Raw genomic sequence first — 23,587 nt, forward strand, 5'->3', positions numbered from 1 at the left:
CGGATCAGACCTGGGCGCCGTTGCTGGGGTCGGCGCCGGGCGGCGGCCCCTGCCGGACCCGCAGCAGCAGCAACGCGATCGACGTCGCGAGCGCGAGGATGCCCAGTGGCGTCGCCACCGTCGGGCCCACGCCGATCGCGCCGGGCAGGATCAGCAGGAACAACCCGGCGAGGAACAGCAGCAGGATGAGGAACGCGCCCATCTTCGGCCGCGGCAGCGGCGGCGGCTCCGGCGGGATGTAGTGCTCGTCGTCGCCGGCCGGGTCGTCGGAGAACATCGTCGTGTCCCACGACGTGCCCCCGGAGCGCCAGCCGGGCTCCGGCGGGGTGTCCACGGCCGGCGGCTCGGCGGGCCGGTCCGGCGTCTTCCGCGACTCGTTCCCCGTGCCGACCGCGGGGCCCGCGGCGTCGGCCGTGTCCGCAGTGTCGGACTCGGGGAGCCCGAACCCGTCGGCCCGCAGGTCGGCGACGATCTCGGCGAACGTCGCGTCGACGTCCTCCGGCCCGTCCTTCCCCCGGCTCATGCGGTCTCCTCGGGCTGTGCGGCGTGCGCTTTCGCGAACTCGACGCTACGCGTGAAGATGACTTCGGCGTCGTTGTCCTGCGTCGCGACGTGGTAGCTGTTCTCCAGCACCACCTCGGTGACGTCGGTGCTCGACACGCCCTGCAGCACCAGCTGCGAGTTCACCGGCTCGACGACGTGGTCGACCGACGAGTGCAGCAGCAGCACCGGCTGCGTCACCTTCGCCAGGTCCGCGCGCACGACCGCCCACAGCTTCGCCAGGCTCGCCGCGGCCCGCACCGGGGTGCGCGGGTAGGCCAGCTCCGTCTCACCCGGCTTCTTGATGTCGTTCGCGATCGCCGGCACCGACGGCACGATCCGGCCCAGCACCGGCAGCAGCCGCGTGTCCCACTTCAGCCGCGTCACCGACGGGTTGACCAGGACGATCCCGGCGATCCGGTCGCCGAACTCCTCGGCCAGGCACAGGGTGAGCGTCCCACCCATCGAGAGACCGCCGACGAACACGGTCTTGCACGTCGACAGCAGCGCGAGCAGCGCCTCGCGGACCGCGCCGTACCAGTCCTCCCACGTCGTGCGGTTGAGGTCCGGCCAGCGAGTGCCGTGCCCGGGCAGCAGCGGGCAGCGCACCGTGAACCCGGCCCCGGCCAGGTGGTCACCCCAGGCCCGCATGCTCGCCGGGGTACCGGTGAACCCGTGGCAGAGCAGGAACCCGGTTTCGGCCGAACCGGTGTGGCCGAACGGTTCCGCGCCGGCGAGCACGCCCATGCGATCGCCTTCCGTGTGAGCGGTGGATCCGTCCATGCTCTCACGCCTCGAGGGCGTTGTGGGGGTCCGCCCGGACCCGGACTTCCCTGTGAGATCGATCGCTGCCGGGTGGTAACCGGGTGGTCTCCGTTGTGCGGCGGCCACCGGGCTTCGTAGGCTGGCCACCGCGGGTGACAGGGGTTGAGCTGCGATGGAGGACTGAGGCACCGGTGCTGTACTGGCTCATGAAGTGGGTATTCATCGGACCGCTGCTCAAGACGCTGTGGCCGACCAAGGTCGTCGGCGCGGAGAACATCCCGGAGACCGGCGGCGCGATCCTGGCCGGCAACCACCTGGCGGTCGCGGACTCGTTCTTCATGCCGCTGCGGGTCAAGCGCAAGGTGACCTTCCCGGCCAAGTCCGAGTACTTCACCGAACCCGGCTTCAAGGGCCTGCTCAAGAAGTGGTTCTTCACCGGCGTCGGCCAGTTCCCGATCGACCGCTCCGGCGGCAACGCGGCGCAGGCCGCGCTCGACACCGCGACCCGGCTGGTCAAGGCCGGCCACCTGCTCGGCATCTACCCCGAGGGCACCCGCTCCCCGGACGGCCGGCTGTACAAGGGCAAGACCGGCGTCGCCCGGATCGCCCTGGAGTCCGGCGGCGTCGTCGTCCCGGTGGCGATGATCGGCACGGACAAGGTCAACCCGATCGGCTCCAAGATGTGGTGGCCGCGCCGGCTCGAGGTCCGCTTCGGCAAGCCGTTGGACTTTTCGCGGTACGAGGGTCTCGCGGGCGACCGGTTCATCGAGCGGTCGATCACCGACGAGATCATGTACGCGCTGATGGAGCTGTCCGGCCAGGAGTACGTCGACATCTACGCGGCGAAGGCGAAGGAACTGCTGGCCGCGGAGGCCGCCGGGGTCAAGCCGAAGGTGCCCGCCCAGCCGTCCGCGCACGACGCGGCCCGGGTGCCCGAGTCGAAGGTCGGCTGACCCACTACTGTTCACCAGTGCGTTTTTTCTACGACACCGAATTCATCGAAGACGGCGTGACCATCGATCTGGTGTCCATCGGTGTCGTTGACGAGCGGGGCCGCGAGTTCTACGCGGTTTCGACCGAGTTCGACCCTTCGAAGGCGGGGCAGTGGGTCCGGGACAACGTCCTGGACAAGCTGCCGTCGCCGGCCGACCGGGCGTGGCGCAGCCGCGAGAAGATCCGCGCCGACCTCCTGGAGTTCTTCGGCAAGCCGCCGGGCGGGATCGAGCTGTGGGCCTGGTTCGCCGCGTACGACCACGTCGCGCTCGCCCAGCTGTGGGGTCCGATGCCCGCCCTTCCGCGGCAGCTGCCGCGCTTCACGCGGGACCTGCGCCAGCGGTGGGAGGACGCGGGCAAGCCGAAGCTGCCGTCCGCGCCCACCGACCAGCACGACGCCTTGGCGGACGCGAAGCACAACCTCGCGCGCTGGGAGATCATCGAGGAGTACTTCCGGCGCCGCTGATCACTCGTCGCCGGGAACCAGCGGTGTCACGACGGTGCGGCGGAAGTGGTTGAAGATCACCGACGTCCGGACGTCGACGATCTCCTTGCGCTGGGTCAGCCGGTCGAGGATGAACCCGCTCAGGTGGTCGTTGTCGGCGACCGCGATGTGCAGCAGGAAGTCGTCGCTGCCGGACATCACGAACACCGAGAGCACCTCGGGCAGCCCGGCCACGAAGGCGCGGAACGATTCGATCACCGCGCGGTCGGGCGGGCGCAGCCGCACCGCGACCATCGCCTGCACCGGGCGGCCGATCTTCTTCAGGTCGACGTCGACGTGGTGCCCGCGCACGATCCCGCGCCTGCCCAGCTCCCGCACCCGCTCGAGGCACGTCGACTGCGCGATGTGCAGCCGGCGGGCGAGCTCCTTGTTGGTCTGCTTGGCGTCCTCCTGCAGCAGGGTCAGCAGCGCCGAATCCAGTTCGTCCATCGAGCCCTCGGTTCCTCCGCGGCGGCGCGGAATTCGGTATACCGGCCGAGATACCGAATCTAACACGGCGTTGATCGAGGATCCTTCCTCAGCTGCTTAGGCTCGGCCGCATGATCACAGAACATCGCGCCGTCCGCCACGTCCGCCACGTCCGGCCGGCCGGCGCGAACAAGTGCGCGGTCGTGGTCGGCGACGAGCTGCCCGTGGGCCTGGCGGCCAACGCCGCGGGCGTCCTCTCGGTGACACTCGGGCACCGGGTCGGCGGACTGGTCGGCGCCGACGTCGAGGACGCCGACGGCGTCGCCCACCCCGGGATCATCCACGTGCCGCTGCCGATCCTGAAGGCCCCGCGCGAGGCGGTCGCCGCCATCGTCCGGGCGGCCGCCGAAGACGACGACCTCTTCTTCGTCGCCTTCAGCGCGCTCGCCCAGAGCTGCCGGACCTACGAGGAGTACACGGCCAAGCTGGCGGCCACGGCCACCGCGGACCTCGACAGCATCGGCGTCGCCCTGCACGGCCCGCGCAAGCGCGTCGACCGGCTCGTCGGATCACTGCCGCTGCTGCGCTGACCTCGCGCCCCCGAAACCGTCGGGGTCCCCCGGTAACGTGAAAACCGGGGGACCCCCAGGCCGGGGACCTCTCAGCGGCGCGCCCGGACCGCCGCGGCCAGCTCGTCCAGCAGGGGAGCCGTGTCGTCCCAGGCGAGGCACGCGTCGGTGATCGACTGGCCGTAGGTCAGCTTCTCGCGCCGGCCCAGCTCCAGGTCCTGCCGCCCGGCGGCCAGGAAGCTCTCCATCATCAACCCGGCGATCCCGCGCTCACCGGCGCCGATCCGGGCCGCCAGCTCGCGGACCACCTCGCCCTGCCGCACGTGGTCCTTGCCGCTGTTGCCGTGGCTCGCGTCGATGATCACGCGCTCCGGCAGACCCGACTTCGCCAGGCGCGCCAGGGTGTCCGTCACCGTCGCGGCGTCGTAGTTCGGGCCGGCGTTGTGGCCGCGCAGGATCACGTGGCAGTCCGGGTTCCCGGCCGTCGTCAGCAGGGCCGCCAGGCCGTCGGTGTTGATGCCCGGGAACACGTGGCTCGCCGCGGCCGCGCGGGTCGCGTCGACCGCCACCTGGACGTCGCCCTCGGTCGAGTTCTTGATGCCCACCGGCATCGACAGCGCGCTGCACAGCTGGCGGTGCACCTGGCTCGCCGCGGTCCGCGCGCCGATCGAGCCCCACGTCACGATGTCGGAGATGAACTGCGGCGTGATCGGGTCGAGGAACTCGCACCCGACCGGCAGGCCGAGCTCGGAGACGTCGAGCAGCAGCTGCCGCGCCATCCGCAGGCCCTTGTTGACGGCGAACGTGCCGTCGAGGTCGGGGTCGTTGATCAGGCCCTTCCAGCCCAGCGTGGTGCGCGGCTTCTCGAAGTACACGCGCATGACGACGTGCAGCTCGCCGCGCAGTTCCTCGGCCTTCGCGGCCAGCCGGCGGGCGTAGTCGAGCGCGGCTTCCGCGTCGTGCACCGAGCACGGGCCGACCACGACGAGCAGCCGGTCGTCGCGGCCTTCGAGGATGTCGACGGTTTCGGTGCGGCCCTGCCGCACCACCTTGGCGACGGCGGCGTCGACCGGATGGTCTTCACGGAGCAGCGCGGGCGAAATGAGCGGACTGATCGACGTGGTGCGCGCGGCGTCGAGGTCGCAGATGGTGGCGGGTCCGGCGGAGAGCGTCATCGCGGAGGTGGTCCTTCCTGGTGGACACCGACCCGCGGAAGATTCGCCGAGCCGGTTCGGAAATCCGGCTCGGGTGGCGGTCAGCGCAGGTTCACGCGGCCGTGCCCACCCGGGGCCGGCTTCGTAAACCAGAAATAGCGCTGCACGGCGCCAAGGTAGCACACACCGGACCCGGACCGATCCGGCAGGTGGTCCGGGCTGCACCGATCAAGACGAGAGCCGCTACGCTGGCACACGAGAGAAATGTGACTGTCATCTCCAGAGAACAGACGGAGGCTTCTCATGCGTGTCGGTGTGCTGACCGGCGGCGGCGACTGCCCGGGGCTCAACGCGGTGATCCGCGCGGTGGTGCGTAAGGGCATCGAGGTGCACGGCTGGGAGTTCGTGGGCTTCCGCAACGGCTGGAACGGCCCGCTGACCGGGGACAGCCGCCCGCTCGGCCTCAACGACGTCGAGGACATCCTCACCCGCGGCGGCACCATCCTGCGGTCCTCGCGCACCAACCCGTACAAGGTCGACGGCGGCGTCGACAAGATCAAGAAGGTGCTGGCCGACCAGGGTGTCGACGCGCTGATCGCGATCGGCGGCGAGGACACCCTCGGCGTCGCGAAGCGGCTGACCGACGACGGCGTCGGCGTCGTGGGCGTGCCCAAGACGATCGACAACGACCTGGGCGCCACCGACTACACCTTCGGCTTCGACACCGCGGTGTCCATCGCGACCGAGGCGATCGACCGGCTGCACACCACCGCCGAGTCGCACCACCGGGCGCTGGTCGTCGAGGTCATGGGCCGCCACGCCGGCTGGATCGCGCTGCACTCCGGCCTGGCCGGCGGCGCGAGCGTGATCCTGGTGCCGGAGCGGCACTTCAACGTCGACCAGGTCGTCTCGTGGGTCGAGCGCCGGTTCGAGAAGGAGTTCGCGCCGATCATCGTCGTCGCCGAGGGCGCGCTGCCCGAGGGCGGCGAGGAGAAGCTGCTCACCGGCGAGAAGGACGCCTTCGGGCACGTCCGCCTCGGCGGCATCGGCACCTGGCTGGCCGACGAGATCGCCCGCCGCACCGGCAAGGAGTCCCGCGCGGTCGTGCTGGGCCACGTCCAGCGCGGCGGCACGCCGACCGCGTACGACCGCGTGCTCGCGACCCGCTTCGGCCTGCACGCCGTGGACGCGGTGGCCGACGGCGACTTCGGTGTCATGGTCGCCCTGAAGGGCACCGACATCGTCCGCGTGAAGCTGTCCGAGGCGACGGCCGAGCTGAAGACGGTCCCGGCCGAGCGCTACGAAGAGGCCGAAGTCTTCTTCGGCTGAGCCTGTTGTCCGTGAAGGCCTCCTTACCGGCTCAAGATGCCGGTAAGGGGGCCTTCACGGCTTTCCGGGGGCTAGATGCGGGCGAGGGTGTCCAGGACGCCGACGGCAGCGGCGATGTCGCCGGTGAGCGGGCGGTCCTCGACGCCGGGGTCCAGCACCGCCGACGCCGCTTCGAACGCGTCGCGGACGGGCAGGTCGACCAGGTCGGCCTCGCGCATCCGCAGTGCGCGGACCGCCGCGACCAGCTCGCAGCCCAGCACCTGCTGGTAGGCCGCGCACGCCGCCGTCGCCGCGCGGGCCGCCTGGGTCGAGAAGCTCGCGTGGTCCTCGATGCCGCGGGAGACGACCGCCGTGCCGAGCGTCGCCGGGAGAGCCGCCTGCCGCAGTTCGGTGAGCGCGTCGTGGGCGACGTACTCCAGGATCATCACGCCGGAGCTGCCCGCCGGGCCCGCCGCGAGGAACGGCCGCAGCCCGGTGAACTCCGGCTCGACCAGGTCGCCGAGCCGCGCCACCGACAGCTCCGCCACCTGGTGCACGGTCGCGCGCGCCTGGTCCAGCGCCGTCGACACGTACGCCGTGTGGAAGTGCGCGTGGTGGTAGGCGTCGCCGTGGACCGTCGAGATCATCGGGTTCTCGGTGCTCGCGTTGATCTCCACGGCGAGCACGTCCCGCAGGTAGTGGATCGCGTCCAGCGCCGGGCCCTGCACCTGCGGGAACGCCCGCAGCCCGAACGGGTCCTGGATCCGCCGCCCCGGCTTCGGCGTCTGGTGCATGCCGAGCAGGCGCCGCATCTCCGCCGCGCACGCGACCTGTCCCGCGTGCGGACGCGCTTCGTGCACCGGCGTCGCGTACGCCTCGGGGTTGCCGTCGAGCGCGACGTACGTCAGCGCCGCGACGGCGTGGCTCGCCCGGGTGAGCGTGTCGAGCCGCATCGTCGCGAGGGTCGCTTCGGCGAGCGTCGCGGCGTTGCTGCTCATGAACGCCAGCGCGTCGCCGGCGTGCACCGCCACCGGTGGCACGTGCCCCTCGACCCACGCGCGTTCGCCGGTGAGCGCGAGCGCCGTCTCGGCCAGCGGCGCGAGGTCGCCGGTGCCGATCGCGCCGAGCCGGTGCACCAGCGGCAGCGCGCCGGCGCGGACCGCCTCGGCCAGCGCGCCGATCAGCTCGGGGCTGATCCCCGACCGCCCGGTCAGGAGCTGGTTCAGCCGGATCAGCATCATCGCGCGGACCTGGCCGGACGGCATCGGGTCGCCGCTGCCGCCCGCGTGGCTGCGCAGCAGGCGCAGGCCGTGCTCCCGCGAGCTTTCGACGGTGTCGTCCTTGTTGGCCCCGACACCGGTCGTCCGGCCGTAGACCATCCGCCGGGTGCTCAGGTCCTCGGCGAGCTTCCACGCCTGCTCGGCGCCGCGCAGCGCGGCGATCGAGACGTCGATGCCCAGCGGTCCTCCGGTTTGTGCCGCCGTCACGACGTCCGCGCACCTGAGGGTCCGACCGTCCACCCGGATCAAGGGCAGCCTCCTTCCGACTGCCCTCACTATGCGGCTAGGACGCCGGTGGCTGCCAGGGCGGCATCGGCCAGTCCCAGCGCGGCACCGGTTCGTGCAGGTCGGGCTCGGCACCGGGGGCGGAGAACACGACGGCCAGGCGGCTGCCCCACTCGAGGTAGCCCGCGAAGGCGGCGCGGAACTCCGGGTCGCCGGGCAGGCCGGCCTCGTCGGCGGCGTCGAGCAGCAGGCTCACCCACCGGCGGCGCTGCGGTTCGGTGATGCCTCGGCCGAGGTGGCGGCCGACCATGTGGGCGTGGCCGCCGCGGCTCGCGGAGTAGCCGGCCGGCCCGCCGAAGACCTCGCCGAGCCACACGGCGACGTGCTTCGGGTGGTCCGGGTCCATGCCGCGGAACACGGGTTCGAGCAGCGGGTCTTCGAGGACGTGGCCGTAGAAGATCGTCAGCAGCTTCACGAGGGCTTCGTGGCCGCCGGCCCATTCGTAGAGGGTCGGGGTGGTGGTTTCGTAGCGTTCGGGTTCGCCGTCGGGCGTGAAGCCTTCGATGCCGGCGAAGGGGGCCTTGGCCTTCACGAGGTACCGGCCCGGGGCGCGCTCGAACTCGTGCCCGGCAGCGGCTTTCTCGAAGTCCTTCGCCGCGTTTTCTGGCACGGTGTAGCGGAGGTATTCGACGATCACCCGGTCCAGGCAACCAGCGGCGGCCCGGCCGGGCAACCACGTACTTTCCGGTGCGTAGGGGAGCGGGATGAAGCGATACCACTGCGCGGTGGAGCTGGCGGTCGACCTGATCGGCGGCAAGTGGAAGCCGGTGATCTTGGCGCACCTGAAGGAGGGCGCGCACCGCTACGGCGAGCTGCGGCGGCGGATGCCGGGGGTGAGCGAGAAGATGCTGACCCAGCAGCTGCGGGAGCTGGCCGCGGACGGGATCGTGCGCCGCCTCGAGCGCGACGGCCGGGTGCCGCACGTGGAGTACCACCTGACCGAGGTGGGGGAGGAGCTCCGCCCGGCGCTGACGGCGCTGTACGAGTGGGGCGAGCGCCGCGCGGCGGCCGCGGGTATTTCGTTCGGCCCGGCTCCGGAGGCCCAGACGTAAGCGCCCCAATGTGGCCTTGGTTGCGTCCAACGCACCCAAGGGGCCCTTCGGTGCGTTGAGCGCACCGAAGGCCACATTGGGGCGCTTCGGTCAGTGGGGGTCGGTCTCGTCCAAGCGGCGCTCCAGCGCGTCCAGCCGGCCCGACCAGAACGCGCGATAGGGCGCCAGCCAGGCGTCGACCTCGGCCAAGGGCTCCGGTCGCAGCGCGTAGCACCTCCGCTGGGCCGCCACCCGGACGGTCACCAGCCCGGCCTCCCGCAGCACCCGCAGGTGCTTGGACACCGCGGGCTGGCTGAGGGAAAGCTCGTCGACCAGCTCGCCCACCGAGCGCTCGCCGTCGCGCAGCAGGTCCAGGATCGTGCGGCGGCGGGGCTCGGCGAGCACCTCGAAGGTCTGCATCACCCGTGAAATGTGCTCCGCACGGCATATTCCTGTCAAGGCATGCGCGACCGGCCCAGTGGGCCTCCTGGTCTGAACCATTGACCTAATGGTCTAGTCCATTTACGGTGGTGTGGTACCCACCACTCCGGCACCGTGGCCGTGAGTAATTCTCCGAAGGGAGAAGGCATGTCCCGTTTCCGCAGGAAGAGCTTCTCGGCGCTGCTGACCGTGGCCGCCGCCGCGGGCCTCGTGGCCGGCTTTGCCGCCCCCGCCGCGACCGCGTCGACCGAAGCCTCCGTCGGCAAGGTCGTCGGCTACTTCACCGAATGGGGTGTCTACGACCGCAACTACCACGTCAAGAACATCGAGACGTCGGGCTCGGCGAGCAAGCTGACCCACATCAACTACGCCTTCGGCAACGTGACGAACGGCGGCTGCGCGATCGGCGACGCCTACGCCGACTACCAGAAGACCTACGACGCCGCGGGCAGTGTCGACGGCGTCGCCGACACCTGGGACCAGCCCCTCGCCGGCAGTTTCAACCAGCTCAAGAAGCTGAAGGCCATGCACCCCGGGCTGAAGGTGATCTGGTCGTTCGGCGGCTGGACCTGGTCGGGCGGCTTCGGGCAGGCGGCGCAGAACCCGGCCGCGTTCGCCGACTCCTGCTACAACCTGGTCAACGACCCGCGCTGGGCCGGTGTCTTCGACGGCATCGACATCGACTGGGAGTACCCCAACGCCTGCGGTCTGAGCTGTGACACCAGCGGCGCCGAGGCGTCCAAGAACCTGATGTCCGCGCTGCGCGCCAAGTTCGGCTCGCAGCTGGTCACCGCGGCGATCACCGCCGACGGCACCGACGGCGGCAAGATCGACGCGGCCGACTACGCCGGCGCCGCCCAGTACGTCGACTGGTACAACGTGATGACCTACGACTACTTCGGCGCGTTCGCCGCGCAGGGCCCGACCGCCCCGCACTCGCCCTTGACGTCCTACGACGGCATCCCGACGCCCGGCTTCTACTCCGACGCGGCGATCCAGAAGCTCAAGAGCAAGGGCATCGCGTCGGGCAAGCTGCTGCTGGGCATCGGGTTCTACGGCCGTGGCTGGACCGGCGTCACCCAGGACGCCCCGGGCGGCACGGCGACCGGCGCCGCGCCGGCCAAGTACGAGCCGGGCATCGAGGACTACAAGGTGCTGAAGACGTCCTGCCCGGCGACCGGCACCGTCGCGGGCACCGCGTACGCCAAGTGCGGCAGCAACTGGTGGAGCTACGACACCCCGTCGACCATCGCGGGCAAGGTGGACTACGCCAGGACCCAGGGTCTCGGCGGGGCGATGTTCTGGGAGCTCTCGGGCGACACCACCGACGGCGAGCTGATCACCGCCGTCGCGAAGTAGCGCTTCGCCGGCGGGGGCACCGGCGCGGAAACCGTCGGTGCCCCCGATTATCGTTCCCGCCGTGAAGTTCAGCGGATTCGGCGAGTACGCCGTCGACTTCTACGACGGCCTCGTGGAGGACAACTCGAAGCCCTACTGGGACGACCACGTCGAGACGTACAAGAACGACGTCCGCGCCCCGATGGAGGCGCTGCTCGCGGAGCTCGCCCCCGAGTTCTCCGACGGCTTCGGCGAGCCCAAGGTGTTCCGCCCCTACCGCGACGTCCGCTTCGCCAAGGACAAGACGCCGTACAAGACCCACTGCGGCGCGGTGATCGAGCAGGGCCGCGGTGGCGGCGCCTACTACGTCGAGGTCGGCCCGGACGGCCTGCGCGTCGGCGGTGGCTGCTTCCACCTGCAGTCCGACCAGCTCGCCCGGTTCCGCCAGGCCGTCGACGCCGAGCTGCACGGCGAAGCGCTGGCGAAGATCCTCGCGAAGCTGGAGCGCTCGGGCTGGGAGATCAAGGGCGACCGGCTGAAGTCCAAGCCGCGCGGCTTCGACGCCGGGCACCCCCGCCTCGACCTGCTGCGCCACCGCTCGGTGTACGCCGTGCGCGGCTGGGAGCCGGACGACGTCCTGCACGAACGAGGGGCGCTCGATCGGGTGAAGAAGGCCTGGCGGCAGCTGCGCGAGTTCAACGAGTGGGCCCGCGACCGCGTCGGGCCCAGTGCACTGCCCCGGCGCTGACCAGCTGGACAGGACAGGTTTCTGAACAGTTTCTCTGAACTTTTCGGGATCGGTACAGACGAACGCGCGGAGAGGGACTACGCTGTGCGAACGTGAGCCGACGCGCGAAGATCGTTTGTACCCTGGGCCCTGCCACCGCTACGCCGGAGAAGATGCGGGCCCTCGTCGACGCTGGCATGGACGTGGCCAGGATGAACTTCAGCCACGGCAGCCACAGCGACCACAAGGAGGTCTACGACCTCATCCGGGCCGCGGCCGCCGAGAGCGGGCGGGCGGTCGGCATCCTCGCCGACCTGCAGGGCCCGAAGATCCGCCTCGGCACGTTCGCCGGTGGCCCGGTCGAGTGGCACAACGGCGACATCGTCCGGATCACCGTCGAGGACGTCGCCGGCACCCACGACCGGGTCTCGACCACCTACAAGGGCCTCGCCCGGGACGCCAAGCCCGGCGACCGGCTGCTCGTCGACGACGGCAAGGTCGGCCTGGTGGTCAAGGGCGTCGAGGGTCCGGACGTGGTCTGCGAGGTCACCGAGGGCGGCCCGGTCAGCAACAACAAGGGCGTCTCGCTGCCCGGCATGGACGTGTCCGTGCCGGCGCTGTCCGAGAAGGACATCGAGGACCTCGAGTTCGCGCTCGAGCTGGGCGTCGACTTCATCGCCCTGTCCTTCGTCCGCTCGCCCGCCGACATCGACCTGGTCCACCAGGTGATGGACCGGGTCGGCAAGGGCAGGCTGCCGGTCGTCGCCAAGATCGAGAAGCCCGAAGCCGTCTACAACCTCGAGGCCATCGTGCTGGCCTTCGACGCGGTGATGGTCGCCCGCGGCGACCTCGGCGTCGAGCTGCCGCTGGAGCAGGTCCCGCTGGTGCAGAAGCGCGCCATCCAGATCTGCCGCGAGAACGCGAAGCCGGTCATCGTCGCGACGCAGATGCTCGAGTCGATGATCAACAACTCCCGGCCGACCCGCGCCGAGGCCTCCGACGTCGCGAACGCGGTGCTCGACGGCACCGATGCGGTGATGCTGTCCGGCGAGACCAGCGTCGGCCGGTACCCGATCGAGACCGTGCAGACCATGGGCCGGATCGTCGAGGCGGTCGAGACCGACTCGCCGGTCGTGCCGCCGCTGACGCACGTCCCGCGCACCAAGCGCGGCGTGATCTCCTACGCCGCCCGCGACATCGGCGAGCGGCTCAACGCGAAGGCGCTGGTCGCCTTCACGCAGTCCGGCGACACCGTCCGCCGCCTGGCCCGGCTGCACACGCGGCTGCCGCTGCTGGCGTTCACGCCGGAGGACTGCGTGCGCAGCCAGCTGTCGATGACCTGGGGCACGAACACCCACATCGTGCCGCGGGTGGACTCCACCGACCAGATGATCCAGCAGGTCGACCACGCGATGCTCGAGATGGGCAAGTACCAGAAGGGCGACCTGGTCGTCATCGTCGCCGGCTCGCCGCCGGGCACCGTGGGCTCGACGAACCTGATCCACGTGCACCGCCTCGGTGAAGACGACCACGCATAAGGGACGTCCCGCCCGCGGACCACATAAGGTCTGGCCATGACTGAAATGGCCAGGACGGCCGCCACCGAACTGGAGATCCCGGGTGGCGGTCAGCCGGTGCTGGACCGCCTGATCGCGTTGCTCGACCTGGAGAAGATCGAAGAGAACATCTTCCGCGGTGTCTCGCCCGCCCACTCACCGGTGCGGGTGTTCGGCGGGCAGGTCGCCGGCCAGGCGCTGGTCGCGGCCGGGCGCACGGTCCCCGAGGAACGCCGGGTCCACTCGCTGCACGCGTACTTCATCCGCGGCGGCGACCCGAGCGTCCCGATCATCTACGAGGTCGACCGGATCCGGGACGGCCGCTCGTTCACCACCCGCCGGGTCGTCGCGATCCAGCACGGTAAGGCGATCTTCTCGCTCTCGGCGTCGTTCCAGAAGGACGAACCGGGCATCGAGCACGCCGAAGCGATGCCGGAGGGCGTGCCGGCGCCGGAGACGCTGCCGACGCTGATGGAGCGTGCCGAGGGCTACGCGATCGGCGCCCACAGCCGGCCGCGGCCGATCGACCTGAGGTACGTCAACGACCCGCCGTGGGTCACCCGCCAGACCGGCGCGCCGCCCGCCCGCAACCAGGTGTGGATGCGCGCCGACGGGAAGCTGCCCGATCAGCAGCTGCTGCACGTCTGCGTGCTGACCTACGCCTCGGACATGACCCTGCTGGACTCGGTGCTCGCGCGCCACGGCGTCTACTGGGACACCGACAAGGTGCTCGGGGCGAGCCTCGACCACGCGCTCTGGTTCCACCGGCCCTTCCGCGCCGACGAGTGGTTCCTCTACGACAGCGCGTCGCCGACCGCCTCCGGCGCGCGCGGCCTCGCCACGGGCCGGTTCTTCGGCGCGGACGGCACCCTCATCGCGACGGTTGTCCAAGAAGGACTCCTGCGTGTCCTCTGAAGTCCGTCGGGAAATCACCCTTACGGGCGACGAATGTGCGGAATAATCGTTCTGCCAATAAGGCATCGAGTCGGCGGAAGAGGGCCGGGACCGATCGGGGGACGGTCCCGGACCTCTTCTCCCGACGACCGCGCAGCGCGCCGCGAGGTCATCGTCTACGCTGATCACAGGCCCTGAGCGGGACTGGGGGAGCCAAACCGCCGCGCCCTTGTCATGTCCTGTTGCAGTGCAGGGTGCGAGCATACAGAAGCATTTTGCAAATTGCAGAGACGACGCGGGTTCGGTTCCGGTAATCGGTGCCGTGCGATTACCCGGCCGCCCCTGTTAGATACTGGCAGCGAGCGAACGGCTACGACGCCGTCCACATCCGGAGGTGCGCGATGGCAAGGGGACAGAGCCCCACGGTTCGCCGCCGGAGGCTCGCGGGAGAGCTGCGGCGGCTGCGCGAAGCCGCTGATCTCACGATCGACGAGGTGGGCGAGAAGCTCGAGTGCTCCGCCTCGAAGGTCAGCCGGATCGAGACCGGCCACGTCGGGGTCACCCCGCGCGACGCGCGGGACATGCTGGCCCTCTACGGCATCACCGGCGACGAGCAGGAGGCGCTCGTCCAGCTGGCCAGGGAGGCCCGCAAGCGCGGCTGGTGGCACGCCTACAACGAGGTCTTCACCGGCACGTTCGTCGGGCTCGAGGCCGACGCCAGCTCGCTGCGCGCGTTCCAGGCGCTGCTGGTGCCCGGGCTGCTGCAGACCGAGCGGTACGCCCGCGCGGTGATCCGGGCGCTGCGGCCGGACGCCGAGGACGCCGAGATCCGCCGCCGCGTCGCCGCCCGGATGGCGCGCCAGGAGCTGCTGTCCGACACCCCGCCGCCGGAGTACTGGGCGGTGATGGACGAAGCCGTGCTGCGCCGCGTCGTCGACGGCCCCGAGGTGATGGCCGAGCAGCTCTACCGCATGCTCGCGGTCGCCGAGAAGCCGAACGTGACCATCCAGGTCGTGCCGTTCGGAGCCGGCGCGCACCCCGGGATGGAGGGGCCTTTCCTGATCATGGGCTTCCCCGAGCAGGCCGACCCGGACGTCGTCTACGTCGACGACAGCACGTCCAGCGGCCTCTACCTGGAGGAACCCACAGACGTCCGGCGCTACGGGCTGATGTTCGACCATCTGCGCGCGGCCGCACTGAAGCCGGACGACTCGGTGGAGCTGATCGCCGAGGCGGCCGGGCGGTTCGCCGAACAGGCTGCCGCACCGGCTCCGGTGCACCATCTGGAACCGAGGACACAGTAAGGGAGTTGGGGACCATGGAGAACGAATTTTCCGGGTTGCGGTGGCGCAAGAGCAGCCACAGCGGCGGCGGCAACGACTGCGTCGAGGTCGCCTTCGTCGCCGGCGGCGCCGCGCTGCGCGACTCGAAGGATCCCGAGGGTGGTGCGTTCCGCCTGCCCGCATCCGGTTGGCGGGGGCTGCTGGCCGCGGTGCGGCCCGGCGGCCCCGAGCACGACTGAGGCGCTTTTCGAAGACCCCTTACCCCCGCCGAGCTGGGCTCGGCCGGGAGTAAGGGGTCTTTTCACGGCCAGGGCTGCGTGATCACCCGATGCCTGAGGTGCCCCCTCAGGACGAACCTGAGTGCTACCAACCGGAGGACTCGGGAACAAGGGGAACACGATGCACAGCGATCTGATGCTCGACGCGGTCCGGGCCGAAGCGGCCTACCGGGCCGAGGAACTGCGGAAGGCCGGGCGCAGCGCCTGGGCCGCCCGCGCCCGCCGCGCCGTCCGCCACCTGCGGGCCGCGCGGACCGACGTCGACGTGCCGGCGCAGGAGCGCCGGGAGGTCTCGCGGGAGACCGCGGGCGTCGGCAAGACCGCCCGGTAGGGGGCGGTGATGGTGTCCAAGGCGATAAGCGGTCGGAAACTGTCGGTGGGGTGAGCAAGAATGCTCCTCGTGCCCCGACTCGGCTCCGGAATCCCGCTCGTCGCCCGTACCCACGAGATGCGGCGGCTCCGCGCCGCCTTCGCCCGGGCTGAACGGGGCGAAGCCGGCGCGGTGCTGCTCTCGGGGGACGCCGGGGTCGGCAAGACCCGGCTGCTGACCGCGCTGGGCGAGCACGTCGAGGCGTGCGGTGGGCTGCTGCTCACCGGCCGCTGCATCGACGTCCGCGAAGGCGGTCTTCCTTATCTTCCGTTCGCCGAAGCGCTCGCCCCGCTGGGCAGCGCGGCGGACCCGGCGGTGGCCGCCGCGGTGCGGCTCCGGCCCGCGCTCGGGCGGCTGCTGCCGCAGGGCCAGGGCGTCGAGGAGCCCCGGGCGGCCGAATACCCGCCGATGACCTCGAACGACCGGGAGACCATGGTGCGTCCCCGGCCCGAGCAGGATCTCGGTCAGCTGCAGTTGTTCGACGCGGTACTGGGGGTGCTGACCGAGATCGCCGAGTCGCGCCCGGTGGTGATCCTCCTGGAGGATCTCCACTGGGCCGACGCCTCGACCCGCAACCTGCTGTCCTTCCTGCTGAGCAGGCTGCGGGCGCAGCGGCTGCTGGTCGTGGGCAGCTACCGGGAAGAGGACGTGCACCGGCGTCACCCGCTGCGCGGCCTGCTGTCGGAGCTGGTCCGGCTCGCCACCGTCGAGCGGGTCGACCTGCATCCCTTCGGTGCTGCCGACGCCCGGAGGTTCGTCGAAGCGCTGGCCGACGAGCCGATGCCGGCGGACGTCGTGGCCGACATCGTCGCCCGGTCCGAAGGCAACCCGTTCTTCGCCGAGGAACTGCTCGCCACCCAGACCGAGTGCAACGACCTGCCCGCCGGGCTCGCCGAGGTGCTGCTGTCCCGGCTCGAGCGGCTCTCGCCGGACACCCGCCGGGTGGCCCGGGTGATCTCGGTGGCGAACGAGCCGGTGATGCACGCCGCGCTCGCCGAGGTCTCCGGGGTGGGGGAACTGGAGCTCGACGAGGCGCTGCGCGAAGCCGTCCAGCACCACGTCCTGGTGGTGCTTTCGGACGGCTCCTACACGTTCCGGCACGCGTTGCTGCAGGAAGCGGTGTACGGCGACCTCTTGCCGGGGGAGCGGTCGCGCACGCACGCGGCGTACGCCGCCCGGATCCAGGCGCGGCCGCAGGGCCGCGGGCACGACGCGAAGCTGGCCTACCACTCGATGCAGAGCAGCGACCTGGTCACCGCGCTGCCGGCGCTGCTGCGCGCGATGGACGAGGCCGAGAAGCTCGGCGCGCCCGGGTCGGCGCTGCAGCACGTCGAGCAGGCGTTGTCCATCTGGGATGCCGTCGCCCCGGCAGACCGGCCCGAGGGGTTCGACGAGCTGCGGCTGCTGCACGAAGCGTCCTACTTCGCGGGCACGTCCGGCGAGCCCGAGCGCGCGGCCGCCTTCGCCCGGTCGGCCACCCAAGCCCTGACGCCGGAGACGTCCGCCGATCGCGCGGCGAAGACGTGGCGGCGGCTGGCGGAGGCGCTGCTGGCCCTGGAAGGCACCCTCGACGAGGCGACCGCGGCCATCGACCGGGCCTGGGACCTGGTCAAGGACGCCGAGCCGAGCGGTACACGCGCCTGGGTGCTGGCCAGCCGGGCCGGGTTCCTGCGGATCCTCGAACAGCCCGAGGCGGCGCTGGACAGCGCGCGCACTGCGGTCGCCGACGCGCAGGCGGTCGGTGCGGCGGGCGCGGAGGCGTCGGCGCTGGTCACCCTGGGGACGCTGGCCGACTCGGCGGGCGAAGCCGCCGAGGCGCGCGAGTGGCTGCGCAAGGCGCAGCGGAAGGCGCGGGAGGCCGGGGGACCGAACACCGAGATCCGCGCGACCTACTTCCTCGCGCTGAGCTACGACGACCAGGCCGAGTTCGCCGAAGCGCTCGAGCACGCCGCGAAGGGGGTGGCCCGGGCCGAGGAAGCCGGGCTGAGCTGGAGCGTCTACGGGCTCGAACTGCGGGCGCGGCAGCTGATGCTGCGCTACCTGATGGGCGACTGGCCGGACGAGAGCGCCGGCCGTGCCGGGCGCGGGGTGTCCAGCGCCGTCGCCGCGCGGATCCAGGCCATCTGGTCGCTGTTCGTCGTCGCCCGCGGCCGGTTCGACGAGGCCGAGAAGCTCGTCACCGGCCTGCGGCAGCACTGGGCGGCGGACATGCAGATCCCGCTGTCGGTCGGGGACGCGGGCATCCAGCTGGCGTACTGGCGGGGCGACCACGCCGAGGCGGTGCGCCGGGCCGAGGACCTCATCGGCTGGCTGGAGCGGATCGAACCCGGCCTGCTGGCCGGCATCCGGGTGGCCACGGTCGGCGTGACCGCCGCGGCCGCGCTGGCCGCCGACGCCCGGGTCCGCGGCGACCAGGCCGCGGCCGACGCCGCGGTGGCGGCGGGCGAGGGGATGCTGGCGCACGGCCGGATGTGCGCGGTCGTCGGGCAGCCGCGGTCAGGGACGCTCGGGCCGGAGGGCCGGGCGTGGCTGGCCCGGTTGGAGGCGGCGGCGTCGTGCCTGACCAGCCGGGGTGACGCGGAGAAGTGGGCGGCCGCGGCGGCGGCGTTCGGCTACGGCGCCGTGTACGAGCAGGCGGTCTGCCGCTGGCACGAGGCCGAAGCGCTGCTGGCCGCGGACGCCGACGCGAAGCCGGCGCTCGAAGCGGCCCACGCGGTGGCGGTCCGGCTGGGCGCGATCCCGCTGCGGGACGCCGTCCGCGACCTCGGGCACCGGGCCCGCGTCGAGCTGGCCGGGGTCGAGCCGGCGGCGCCGGCCCGCACGGTCGCCGACCCGCTGACCGACCGCGAGCGCGACGTCCTCGAGCGCGTGGCGCTGGGCCGCACGAACCGCCAGGTCGGCGAGGAGCTGTACATCAGCGAGAAGACGGTCAGCGTCCACCTGTCCCGCGTGATGGCGAAGCTCGGCGCGAGCCGCCGCGCGGAAGCCGTTGCGATCGCCTACGACCGAGGTCTCCTCACCACCCCCACAGCAGAACACGCGTGACGGAGGGGGCATCACCCGTGATTGGCCGGGCATCGGCGTGATGCCCCTGCAATCACGCGTGATGCCCGCTCAATCACGCGTGATGCCCGTCAGCGGGGAAGGCGGCGGAGGGCCTTGAGACCCAGCGTCATGCCGCGGGACCACAGCGAGCCCGGCACCCGGCGAGGCGGGCGGAGCGCCAGCCCGCGCTGCAGCGCGATCGACTGGGACTCCGTGTACTTCAGCAGGCCTTCGGCGCCGTTGCGGCGGCCGACGCCGGAGTCCTTCATGCCGCCCATCGGGACGCCGACGCTGCCGAACGTCGCCGCGTAGCCCTCGTTGACGTTGACCGTCCCGGCCTTGAGGCGGGCCGCGACCTCCCAGCCCGCGCGGCCGTTGCGCGACCAGACGCTGGCGTTGAGCCCGAACGGCGTGTCGTTGGCGCGGTCGATGGCCTCGGTGACGTCGGTGTAGCCGTAGATCGAGACGACCGGCCCGAACGTCTCCTCCGCGAACGGCACCATGTCCGGCGTGACGCCGGAAAGCACCGTCGGCTCGTAGAACAGTGGCCCGAGGTCGGGCCGGGCGCGGCCGCCGGTGAGCACCGAAGCGCCCTTCGCGCGGGCGTCCTCGACGTGCGCCGACACCGTCGCGAGCTGCTCCTCCGACGTCAGCGACCCCATCTGGGCGTGGTAGTCCAGCGCGCCGCCGAGCTTCACCGCCGCGGTCCGCGCGACGAACGCGCGGGTGAACTCGTCGCGGATGTCCTCGTGGACGTAGATCCGCTCGACCGACACGCACAGCTGGCCCGCCGAGGAGAAGCACGCGGTCACCGCGCCCGTCGCGGCCTTCGCGATGTCGGCGTCGGGCAGCACGATCATCGGGTTCTTGCCGCCGAGCTCCAGCGAATACGACGTCAGCCGCTTCGCCACCTGCCCGGCCAGCTCCTTGCCGGTCGGCGTGGAGCCGGTGAAGCACAGGTAGTCCGATTCCTCGACCAGCGCGGTGCCGATCTTCGAGCCGCGGCCGAGCACGATCTGCCAGGTCCCGGCCGGCAGCCCGGCTTCCTCGGCGAGCTCGTGCAGCCACAGTGCGGAGAGCGCGGTTTGGTTGTCCGGCTTCTGCACCACGGCGTTGCCGGCCGCGAGCGCGGGGAGGACGTCCATCGCGGTGAGCGCCAGGGGGTAGTTCCACGGCGAGATGACGCCGACGACGCCCTTGGGGTGCCGGATCTCGCCGGCGCGGGTCAGCCCGGGGATGACGCCGGCGACGCGACGCGGGGCGAGCAGCTTCGCGGCGTGCTTGCCGTAGTAGGCCGCGACCAGCGCCGTCGCGCTGACCTCGTCGAACGCGTCGAGCCGTGCCTTGCCCGCTTCGATCTGGACCAGGTCGAGCACCTCGTCCTGGCGGTCGAGCACCAGGTCGTGCAGCCGGGTGAGGACGCGGGCGCGCTCGGTGGGGGAGTGGCCCGCCCAGGCCCGCTGGGCCGTTCGCGCGCCGGCGAACACCGCGCGGACGTCGGCGTCGGTGGCTTGGGGCAGCGTCGCGATCGGCTGCCCGGTGAAGGGCGCGTGCATGCGGATCGGTGCCGAGTCCGCGCCACCGGCCACCCGGGCGACGAGCTGGGCCGCCCGCGCCGAGCCGGGCGCCCCGGCGACGCCGCCGATGGTCGGCGGCAAAGGGGTGTCTTCGACTGCGTTCGCGGGGGTCGTGCTGGTCATGACGTCTCCGTTCCGCGGCGTCCGGAGTCCGCGCGACGCCGCGCAGGGGTTACCGACGAGTACACCATACCGTCGGTACGTCAGTTGTCCAGTCTGACGTGAATAAGTTTCACGTATTGGGTGGGTTCAACGGCGGGAGCTGGTAGTTCGGTTCGGTCGGCGACGTCGGCGGTTCCTGCTGGCTGGGATGCGGCTGGGCTTGCGTCGCGCCGCCGAAGGGGTCGTCGAGCCGTGACGACAGGGCGCCGGACTGGGCGGGGAACGGCTGCGACGACGGCTCGGAAGGCTGTTCCGCCTCCCCGGGCTGGGCCGGGAACGGCTGCGAAACCGGCCCGCCCTGCGCCGGGAAGGGCTGGGAAACCGGGCCACCCTGCGCAGGGAAGGGCTGGGACGGCGGCGCGCCCGGGTACGGCTGCGCCGGTGGCCCGCCCGGGTGCGGCTGCGCGCCCGGATAGGGCTGCGCCCCGGCGTACTGCTGCGGCGGCCCCGGGTACGGCCTCGACTGCTGCTGGTAGGGCCGGCCGTACGGCCCCGGCGGTGGTCCGGCGGGCCCGGACGGCGCCTGCCGTCCGGCGAGCGCCGCGAGGACCAGCGTCACCACGCCGAGCGCGCCGCCGCCGAGCAGGATCCAGAACCCGAGCCCGGTCGAGTAGCGCGAGGTGACCGTCCCGTCGGCGGACTCGTAGCTCAAGGTCGCCGAGACGTCCATGCCGAGCATCCACACCGCCGCTGCGACGCCCGCGCCGCCGGCCACCAGGGCCGTCCGGGCGCCCGAGCGCACCCCGGTGCCCGCCGAGCGCCGCGCGCCCGCGAACGCCAGGCCGGCCCCGGCCAGCAGCACCAGCGCGCCGGCGGAGAGCGGGATCCCGTAGCGCGCGACGTGGGTGTTCTCGTAGAACTTCTTCGCGTCGTCGCCGGGTTCGACGTCGAACGAGCGCGTCCAGGCGCTGATCGTCTGACTGCTCTCGGTCTTGCCGCCCACGACCTGCTCGAACTTCGTCTGCGGCAGGAACGACCCGGCCAGCACGACCACCGCGGCGACGGCGCCGACGATCCCGGCGATCAGCCGCAGGCGCGCGCCGGCGTCGGCGGGCGGGCGCCGCGGCTGTGCCGGGGGAGGGCCGTAGGGGTTCTGGTACGGGGTGGCGGTCATCGGAGCTCCCCTCTTTCCCGGGGGATTGGACCACGAATCCGCCTGGGGGATAAGGGGTAGCGCAGCCCTGGCGCGGGCGAGCGGTCAGGTGCTAGTCAGGACGGCCCAGTGGTGGCGTCCTGGTAGAGCAGGACCGCGATCCGCTTCCACTCCTCGAGCAGCTGCCGCCGCCGGTTCGGGTCGCCGCCGAGCTCGGCGTCCAGTGCCAGCCCGCGGGTCAGGTTCACGGTGAGCCAGAACAGCATCTCCGCGCGTTCGGGCGGCAGCTCGCCGGCGACCTGGGTGACGTGCTCGAGCGTGGCGCGGCCGAGCGCGCGGTCGACCGGGCGGATGGCCGCGCGCAGCTCGGGATCGGTGCGGGCGGCGACCCACAGCTCGGTGACCGCGGTCGACAGCGTGCCGGAGTAGCCGGCCCAGAGCAGGTCGATCGCCGCGGCGACGCCGGTGCCGCCGCTGGGCAGCTCGTCCAGCGACGTCGCGAGCTGGCGGCGCAGCTTCGTCGTCAGGTGCTCGACGGCGGCCGCCATCAGCTCGGCCTTCGTGGTGAAGTGGTGCTGCACCGCGCCCTTCGAGACGCCGGCGCGGGCGCAGATCTCCTGCACCGACGTGCGCGCGTACCCGACGTCCACGAGGCAGTCGATGGTGGCGTCGAGCAGCGCCGTGCGGGTCTGTTCCCGCCGCTGCGCCTGGGTCCGGTGCGCCGTCTCGGTCACCGCGGCCTCCCTGCTTTACCTACAGGCCGGTACGGATGTACATTCCGCAGAGAACTTACATGCTGATCGTCATGTTTTCCAGCAGGAGGGTCCCGTGCCGCTTCAACTCCCGAAGAGCTCCTGGAGCACGACCGAGCTCGAAGACCTCCGCGAGCTGTCGCGGTCGTTCCTGCAGAAGGAGGCCGTCCCGCACCAGGAGCGCTGGGCGGCCGAGAAGAAGGTCGACCGCGAGCTGTGGACCAAGGCCGGCGACGTCGGCCTGCTCTGCCTGTCCATCCCCGAGGAGTACGGCGGGGGCGGCGGCACCTTCGCGCACGAGGCCGTGCTCTACGAAGAGCAGGCGCGCGCGGGCGACAGCGCGTGGGGCGTGACCGTCCACAACGGAATCGTCGCGCACTACCTGAGCGCGTACGCCTCCGAAGAGAAGAAGCGCGAGTGGCTGCCGAAGATGGCCAGCGGCGAGCTGGTCGGCGCCATCGCGATGACCGAGCCCGGCACCGGCTCCGACCTGCAGGGCATCAAGACCCGCGCGGTGCGCGACGGCGACCACTACGTCCTCAACGGCGCGAAGACCTTCATCACCAACGGCCTGCACGCCGGCCTGGTCGTCGTCGCCTGCAAGACCGACCCGGACGCGGGCGCCCAGGGGGTCTCGCTGATCGTGGTCGAGACCGACACCCCGGGCTTCCGCCGCGGGCGCGTGCTCGACAAGGTCGGCCTCAAGGGCCAGGACACCGCCGAGCTGTTCTTCGACGACGTCCGCGTGCCGGTCGCCAACCTGCTCGGCGACGCCGAGGGCCAGGGCTTCATCCAGCTGATGCTGCAGCTGCCCCAGGAACGGCTGATCATCGCCGTCACCGCGGTGGCCGGGCTGGAGGCGGCGGTCGACCTCACGCTGGAGTACACGAAGGAGCGCACGGCGTTCGGCCGGCCCATCTTTTCCTTCCAGAACACCAAGTTCACCCTCGCCGAGGCGGCGACCGAGGCCGCGGTCGCGCGGGCGTTCCTCGACCAGTGCATCGAACGGCACCTCAAGGGCGAGCTCGACGTCCAGGGCGCCGCGATGGCGAAGCTGTGGACCACCGAGCGCGTCAACAAGGTGGTCGACGACTGCGTGCAGCTCTTCGGCGGCTACGGCTACATGACCGAATACCCGATCGCGCGCGCGTGGGCCGACGTCCGGATCTCGCGGATCTTCGGCGGTACCAGCGAGATCATGAAGGAAATCATCTCCCGGTCGCTCTGAAAGGA

Annotated in this window: 24 protein-coding genes; 14 read left to right on the plus strand and 10 right to left on the minus strand. The window is 71.6% G+C overall.

What is annotated here, in order from left to right; all coding sequences use genetic code 11:
• Nucleotides 1-4 precede the first annotated feature (4 nt).
• Nucleotides 5-523: a hypothetical protein gene (locus tag QRX60_RS26000; protein ID WP_286003385.1), complete on the minus strand. Its 519-nt coding sequence runs from the start codon at nt 521-523 to the stop codon at nt 5-7.
• Nucleotides 520-1,287 (minus strand): alpha/beta hydrolase, encoded by a 768-nt coding sequence (locus QRX60_RS26005; protein WP_286003386.1) that lies wholly within the window; start codon nt 1,285-1,287, stop codon nt 520-522. Before QRX60_RS26005 ends, QRX60_RS26000 begins: the two co-directional genes overlap by 4 nt.
• A 209-nt stretch (nt 1,288-1,496) precedes the next feature.
• Between QRX60_RS26005 and QRX60_RS26010 the strand changes: the two genes are divergently transcribed.
• A complete protein-coding gene (locus QRX60_RS26010; protein WP_286003387.1) occupies nt 1,497-2,258 on the plus strand; it encodes a lysophospholipid acyltransferase family protein in 762 nt (253 codons plus the stop codon).
• A 17-nt stretch (nt 2,259-2,275) separates the two neighbouring features.
• On the plus strand, nt 2,276-2,764 hold the full coding sequence (locus QRX60_RS26015; RefSeq protein ID WP_284741176.1) for a polyadenylate-specific 3'-exoribonuclease AS: 489 nt from the start codon (nt 2,276-2,278) through the stop codon (nt 2,762-2,764).
• Here the strand turns inward: QRX60_RS26015 and QRX60_RS26020 are convergent, their stop codons facing one another.
• Nucleotides 2,765-3,232 (minus strand): Lrp/AsnC family transcriptional regulator, encoded by a 468-nt coding sequence (locus QRX60_RS26020; RefSeq protein WP_286003388.1) that lies wholly within the window; start codon nt 3,230-3,232, stop codon nt 2,765-2,767.
• 110 nt (nt 3,233-3,342) lie between these two features.
• Between QRX60_RS26020 and QRX60_RS26025 the strand changes: the two genes are divergently transcribed.
• Nucleotides 3,343-3,801, plus strand: a complete 459-nt coding sequence (locus QRX60_RS26025) for a DUF2000 domain-containing protein (protein ID WP_286003389.1) — start codon at nt 3,343-3,345, stop codon at nt 3,799-3,801.
• 71 nt (nt 3,802-3,872) lie between these two features.
• Here QRX60_RS26025 and QRX60_RS26030 read toward each other — a convergent pair whose 3' ends face one another.
• Complete coding sequence (locus QRX60_RS26030) at nt 3,873-4,955, minus strand: 3-deoxy-7-phosphoheptulonate synthase (RefSeq protein ID WP_286003390.1); 1,083 nt, start codon at nt 4,953-4,955, stop codon at nt 3,873-3,875.
• 282 nt (nt 4,956-5,237) lie between these two features.
• On the opposite strand from QRX60_RS26030, the gene QRX60_RS26035 reads away from it, so the two are divergent.
• Complete coding sequence (locus tag QRX60_RS26035) at nt 5,238-6,263, plus strand: 6-phosphofructokinase (RefSeq protein WP_286003391.1); 1,026 nt, start codon at nt 5,238-5,240, stop codon at nt 6,261-6,263.
• 71 nt (nt 6,264-6,334) lie between these two features.
• Here QRX60_RS26035 and QRX60_RS26040 read toward each other — a convergent pair whose 3' ends face one another.
• Together QRX60_RS26040 and QRX60_RS26045 are read right to left on the minus strand one after the other, a co-directional pair.
• Complete coding sequence (locus tag QRX60_RS26040; protein WP_286003392.1) at nt 6,335-7,771, minus strand: aromatic amino acid ammonia-lyase; 1,437 nt, start codon at nt 7,769-7,771, stop codon at nt 6,335-6,337.
• 34 nt (nt 7,772-7,805) lie between these two features.
• Nucleotides 7,806-8,444 (minus strand): group II truncated hemoglobin, encoded by a 639-nt coding sequence (locus tag QRX60_RS26045; protein WP_286003393.1) that lies wholly within the window; start codon nt 8,442-8,444, stop codon nt 7,806-7,808.
• A gap of 67 nt (nt 8,445-8,511) precedes the next feature.
• Here QRX60_RS26045 and QRX60_RS26050 point away from each other — a divergent pair, with 67 nt between their 5' ends.
• On the plus strand, nt 8,512-8,859 hold the full coding sequence (locus QRX60_RS26050; protein ID WP_286003394.1) for a winged helix-turn-helix transcriptional regulator: 348 nt from the start codon (nt 8,512-8,514) through the stop codon (nt 8,857-8,859).
• Between the two features lie 90 nt (nt 8,860-8,949).
• Here the strand turns inward: QRX60_RS26050 and QRX60_RS26055 are convergent, their stop codons facing one another.
• On the minus strand, nt 8,950-9,258 hold the full coding sequence (locus QRX60_RS26055) for an ArsR/SmtB family transcription factor (protein ID WP_408630278.1): 309 nt from the start codon (nt 9,256-9,258) through the stop codon (nt 8,950-8,952).
• A gap of 168 nt (nt 9,259-9,426) precedes the next feature.
• On the opposite strand from QRX60_RS26055, the gene QRX60_RS26060 reads away from it, so the two are divergent.
• From QRX60_RS26060 to QRX60_RS26095, 8 genes are all read left to right on the plus strand, one after another.
• Nucleotides 9,427-10,638, plus strand: coding sequence for a glycoside hydrolase family 18 protein (locus tag QRX60_RS26060; RefSeq protein ID WP_286003396.1), 1,212 nt, complete (start codon nt 9,427-9,429; stop codon nt 10,636-10,638).
• A 61-nt stretch (nt 10,639-10,699) separates the two neighbouring features.
• Complete coding sequence (locus QRX60_RS26065; protein ID WP_286003397.1) at nt 10,700-11,365, plus strand: DUF2461 domain-containing protein; 666 nt, start codon at nt 10,700-10,702, stop codon at nt 11,363-11,365.
• 92 nt (nt 11,366-11,457) lie between these two features.
• Nucleotides 11,458-12,882, plus strand: coding sequence for a pyruvate kinase (pyk, locus tag QRX60_RS26070; RefSeq protein WP_286003398.1), 1,425 nt, complete (start codon nt 11,458-11,460; stop codon nt 12,880-12,882).
• A 36-nt stretch (nt 12,883-12,918) separates the two neighbouring features.
• Nucleotides 12,919-13,815 carry an acyl-CoA thioesterase gene (locus QRX60_RS26075; RefSeq protein ID WP_286003399.1) on the plus strand — a complete coding sequence of 299 codons (897 nt, stop codon included), beginning with the start codon at nt 12,919-12,921 and terminating at the stop codon, nt 13,813-13,815.
• 380 nt (nt 13,816-14,195) lie between these two features.
• Complete coding sequence (locus QRX60_RS26080) at nt 14,196-15,098, plus strand: helix-turn-helix domain-containing protein (protein WP_286003400.1); 903 nt, start codon at nt 14,196-14,198, stop codon at nt 15,096-15,098.
• Nucleotides 15,099-15,112: 14 nt separating this feature from the next.
• Nucleotides 15,113-15,316 (plus strand): DUF397 domain-containing protein, encoded by a 204-nt coding sequence (locus tag QRX60_RS26085; protein WP_286003401.1) that lies wholly within the window; start codon nt 15,113-15,115, stop codon nt 15,314-15,316.
• A gap of 160 nt (nt 15,317-15,476) precedes the next feature.
• Nucleotides 15,477-15,686: a hypothetical protein gene (locus tag QRX60_RS26090; RefSeq protein WP_286003402.1), complete on the plus strand. Its 210-nt coding sequence runs from the start codon at nt 15,477-15,479 to the stop codon at nt 15,684-15,686.
• A gap of 60 nt (nt 15,687-15,746) precedes the next feature.
• Entirely contained in the window at nt 15,747-18,770 is a 3,024-nt protein-coding gene (locus tag QRX60_RS26095; RefSeq protein WP_286003403.1) for a helix-turn-helix transcriptional regulator, read from the plus strand.
• An 89-nt stretch (nt 18,771-18,859) separates the two neighbouring features.
• Here QRX60_RS26095 and QRX60_RS26100 read toward each other — a convergent pair whose 3' ends face one another.
• The 3 genes from QRX60_RS26100 to QRX60_RS26110 all read right to left on the minus strand — a co-directional run bounded on the left by QRX60_RS26100 (nt 18,860) and on the right by QRX60_RS26110 (nt 22,336).
• Nucleotides 18,860-20,470 (minus strand): succinic semialdehyde dehydrogenase, encoded by a 1,611-nt coding sequence (locus tag QRX60_RS26100; protein ID WP_286003404.1) that lies wholly within the window; start codon nt 20,468-20,470, stop codon nt 18,860-18,862.
• A gap of 109 nt (nt 20,471-20,579) precedes the next feature.
• Nucleotides 20,580-21,623 carry a hypothetical protein gene (locus tag QRX60_RS26105; protein ID WP_286003405.1) on the minus strand — a complete coding sequence of 348 codons (1,044 nt, stop codon included), beginning with the start codon at nt 21,621-21,623 and terminating at the stop codon, nt 20,580-20,582.
• A gap of 95 nt (nt 21,624-21,718) precedes the next feature.
• Nucleotides 21,719-22,336, minus strand: coding sequence for a TetR/AcrR family transcriptional regulator (locus tag QRX60_RS26110; protein ID WP_286003406.1), 618 nt, complete (start codon nt 22,334-22,336; stop codon nt 21,719-21,721).
• A gap of 94 nt (nt 22,337-22,430) precedes the next feature.
• On the opposite strand from QRX60_RS26110, the gene QRX60_RS26115 reads away from it, so the two are divergent.
• Nucleotides 22,431-23,582 carry an acyl-CoA dehydrogenase family protein gene (locus QRX60_RS26115; RefSeq protein ID WP_286003407.1) on the plus strand — a complete coding sequence of 384 codons (1,152 nt, stop codon included), beginning with the start codon at nt 22,431-22,433 and terminating at the stop codon, nt 23,580-23,582.
• Nucleotides 23,583-23,587 lie beyond the last annotated feature (5 nt).

It is taken from the genome of Amycolatopsis mongoliensis, from assembly GCF_030285665.1.
Classification (GTDB): Bacteria; Actinomycetota; Actinomycetes; order Mycobacteriales; family Pseudonocardiaceae; genus Amycolatopsis; species Amycolatopsis mongoliensis.

What these genes read in the sequence shown, in the direction of transcription:
- QRX60_RS26075 (WP_286003399.1), top strand. Translation starts at nt 12,919, where the DNA reads ATGACTGAAATGGCCAGGACGGCCGCCACCGAACTGGAGATCCCGGGT.
- QRX60_RS26030 (WP_286003390.1), bottom strand. Translation starts at nt 4,955, where the DNA reads ATGACGCTCTCCGCCGGACCCGCCACCATCTGCGACCTCGACGCCGCG.
- QRX60_RS26055 (WP_408630278.1), bottom strand. Translation starts at nt 9,258, where the DNA reads ATGCAGACCTTCGAGGTGCTCGCCGAGCCCCGCCGCCGCACGATCCTG.
- QRX60_RS26025 (WP_286003389.1), top strand. Translation starts at nt 3,343, where the DNA reads ATGATCACAGAACATCGCGCCGTCCGCCACGTCCGCCACGTCCGGCCG.
- QRX60_RS26100 (WP_286003404.1), bottom strand. Translation starts at nt 20,470, where the DNA reads ATGACCAGCACGACCCCCGCGAACGCAGTCGAAGACACCCCTTTGCCG.
- QRX60_RS26050 (WP_286003394.1), top strand. Translation starts at nt 8,512, where the DNA reads ATGAAGCGATACCACTGCGCGGTGGAGCTGGCGGTCGACCTGATCGGC.
- QRX60_RS26060 (WP_286003396.1), top strand. Translation starts at nt 9,427, where the DNA reads ATGTCCCGTTTCCGCAGGAAGAGCTTCTCGGCGCTGCTGACCGTGGCC.
- QRX60_RS26080 (WP_286003400.1), top strand. Translation starts at nt 14,196, where the DNA reads ATGGCAAGGGGACAGAGCCCCACGGTTCGCCGCCGGAGGCTCGCGGGA.
- QRX60_RS26095 (WP_286003403.1), top strand. Translation starts at nt 15,747, where the DNA reads ATGCTCCTCGTGCCCCGACTCGGCTCCGGAATCCCGCTCGTCGCCCGT.
- QRX60_RS26000 (WP_286003385.1), bottom strand. Translation starts at nt 523, where the DNA reads ATGAGCCGGGGGAAGGACGGGCCGGAGGACGTCGACGCGACGTTCGCC.
- QRX60_RS26105 (WP_286003405.1), bottom strand. Translation starts at nt 21,623, where the DNA reads ATGACCGCCACCCCGTACCAGAACCCCTACGGCCCTCCCCCGGCACAG.
- QRX60_RS26035 (WP_286003391.1), top strand. Translation starts at nt 5,238, where the DNA reads ATGCGTGTCGGTGTGCTGACCGGCGGCGGCGACTGCCCGGGGCTCAAC.
- QRX60_RS26090 (WP_286003402.1), top strand. Translation starts at nt 15,477, where the DNA reads ATGCACAGCGATCTGATGCTCGACGCGGTCCGGGCCGAAGCGGCCTAC.
- QRX60_RS26085 (WP_286003401.1), top strand. Translation starts at nt 15,113, where the DNA reads ATGGAGAACGAATTTTCCGGGTTGCGGTGGCGCAAGAGCAGCCACAGC.
- QRX60_RS26020 (WP_286003388.1), bottom strand. Translation starts at nt 3,232, where the DNA reads ATGGACGAACTGGATTCGGCGCTGCTGACCCTGCTGCAGGAGGACGCC.
- QRX60_RS26005 (WP_286003386.1), bottom strand. Translation starts at nt 1,287, where the DNA reads ATGGGCGTGCTCGCCGGCGCGGAACCGTTCGGCCACACCGGTTCGGCC.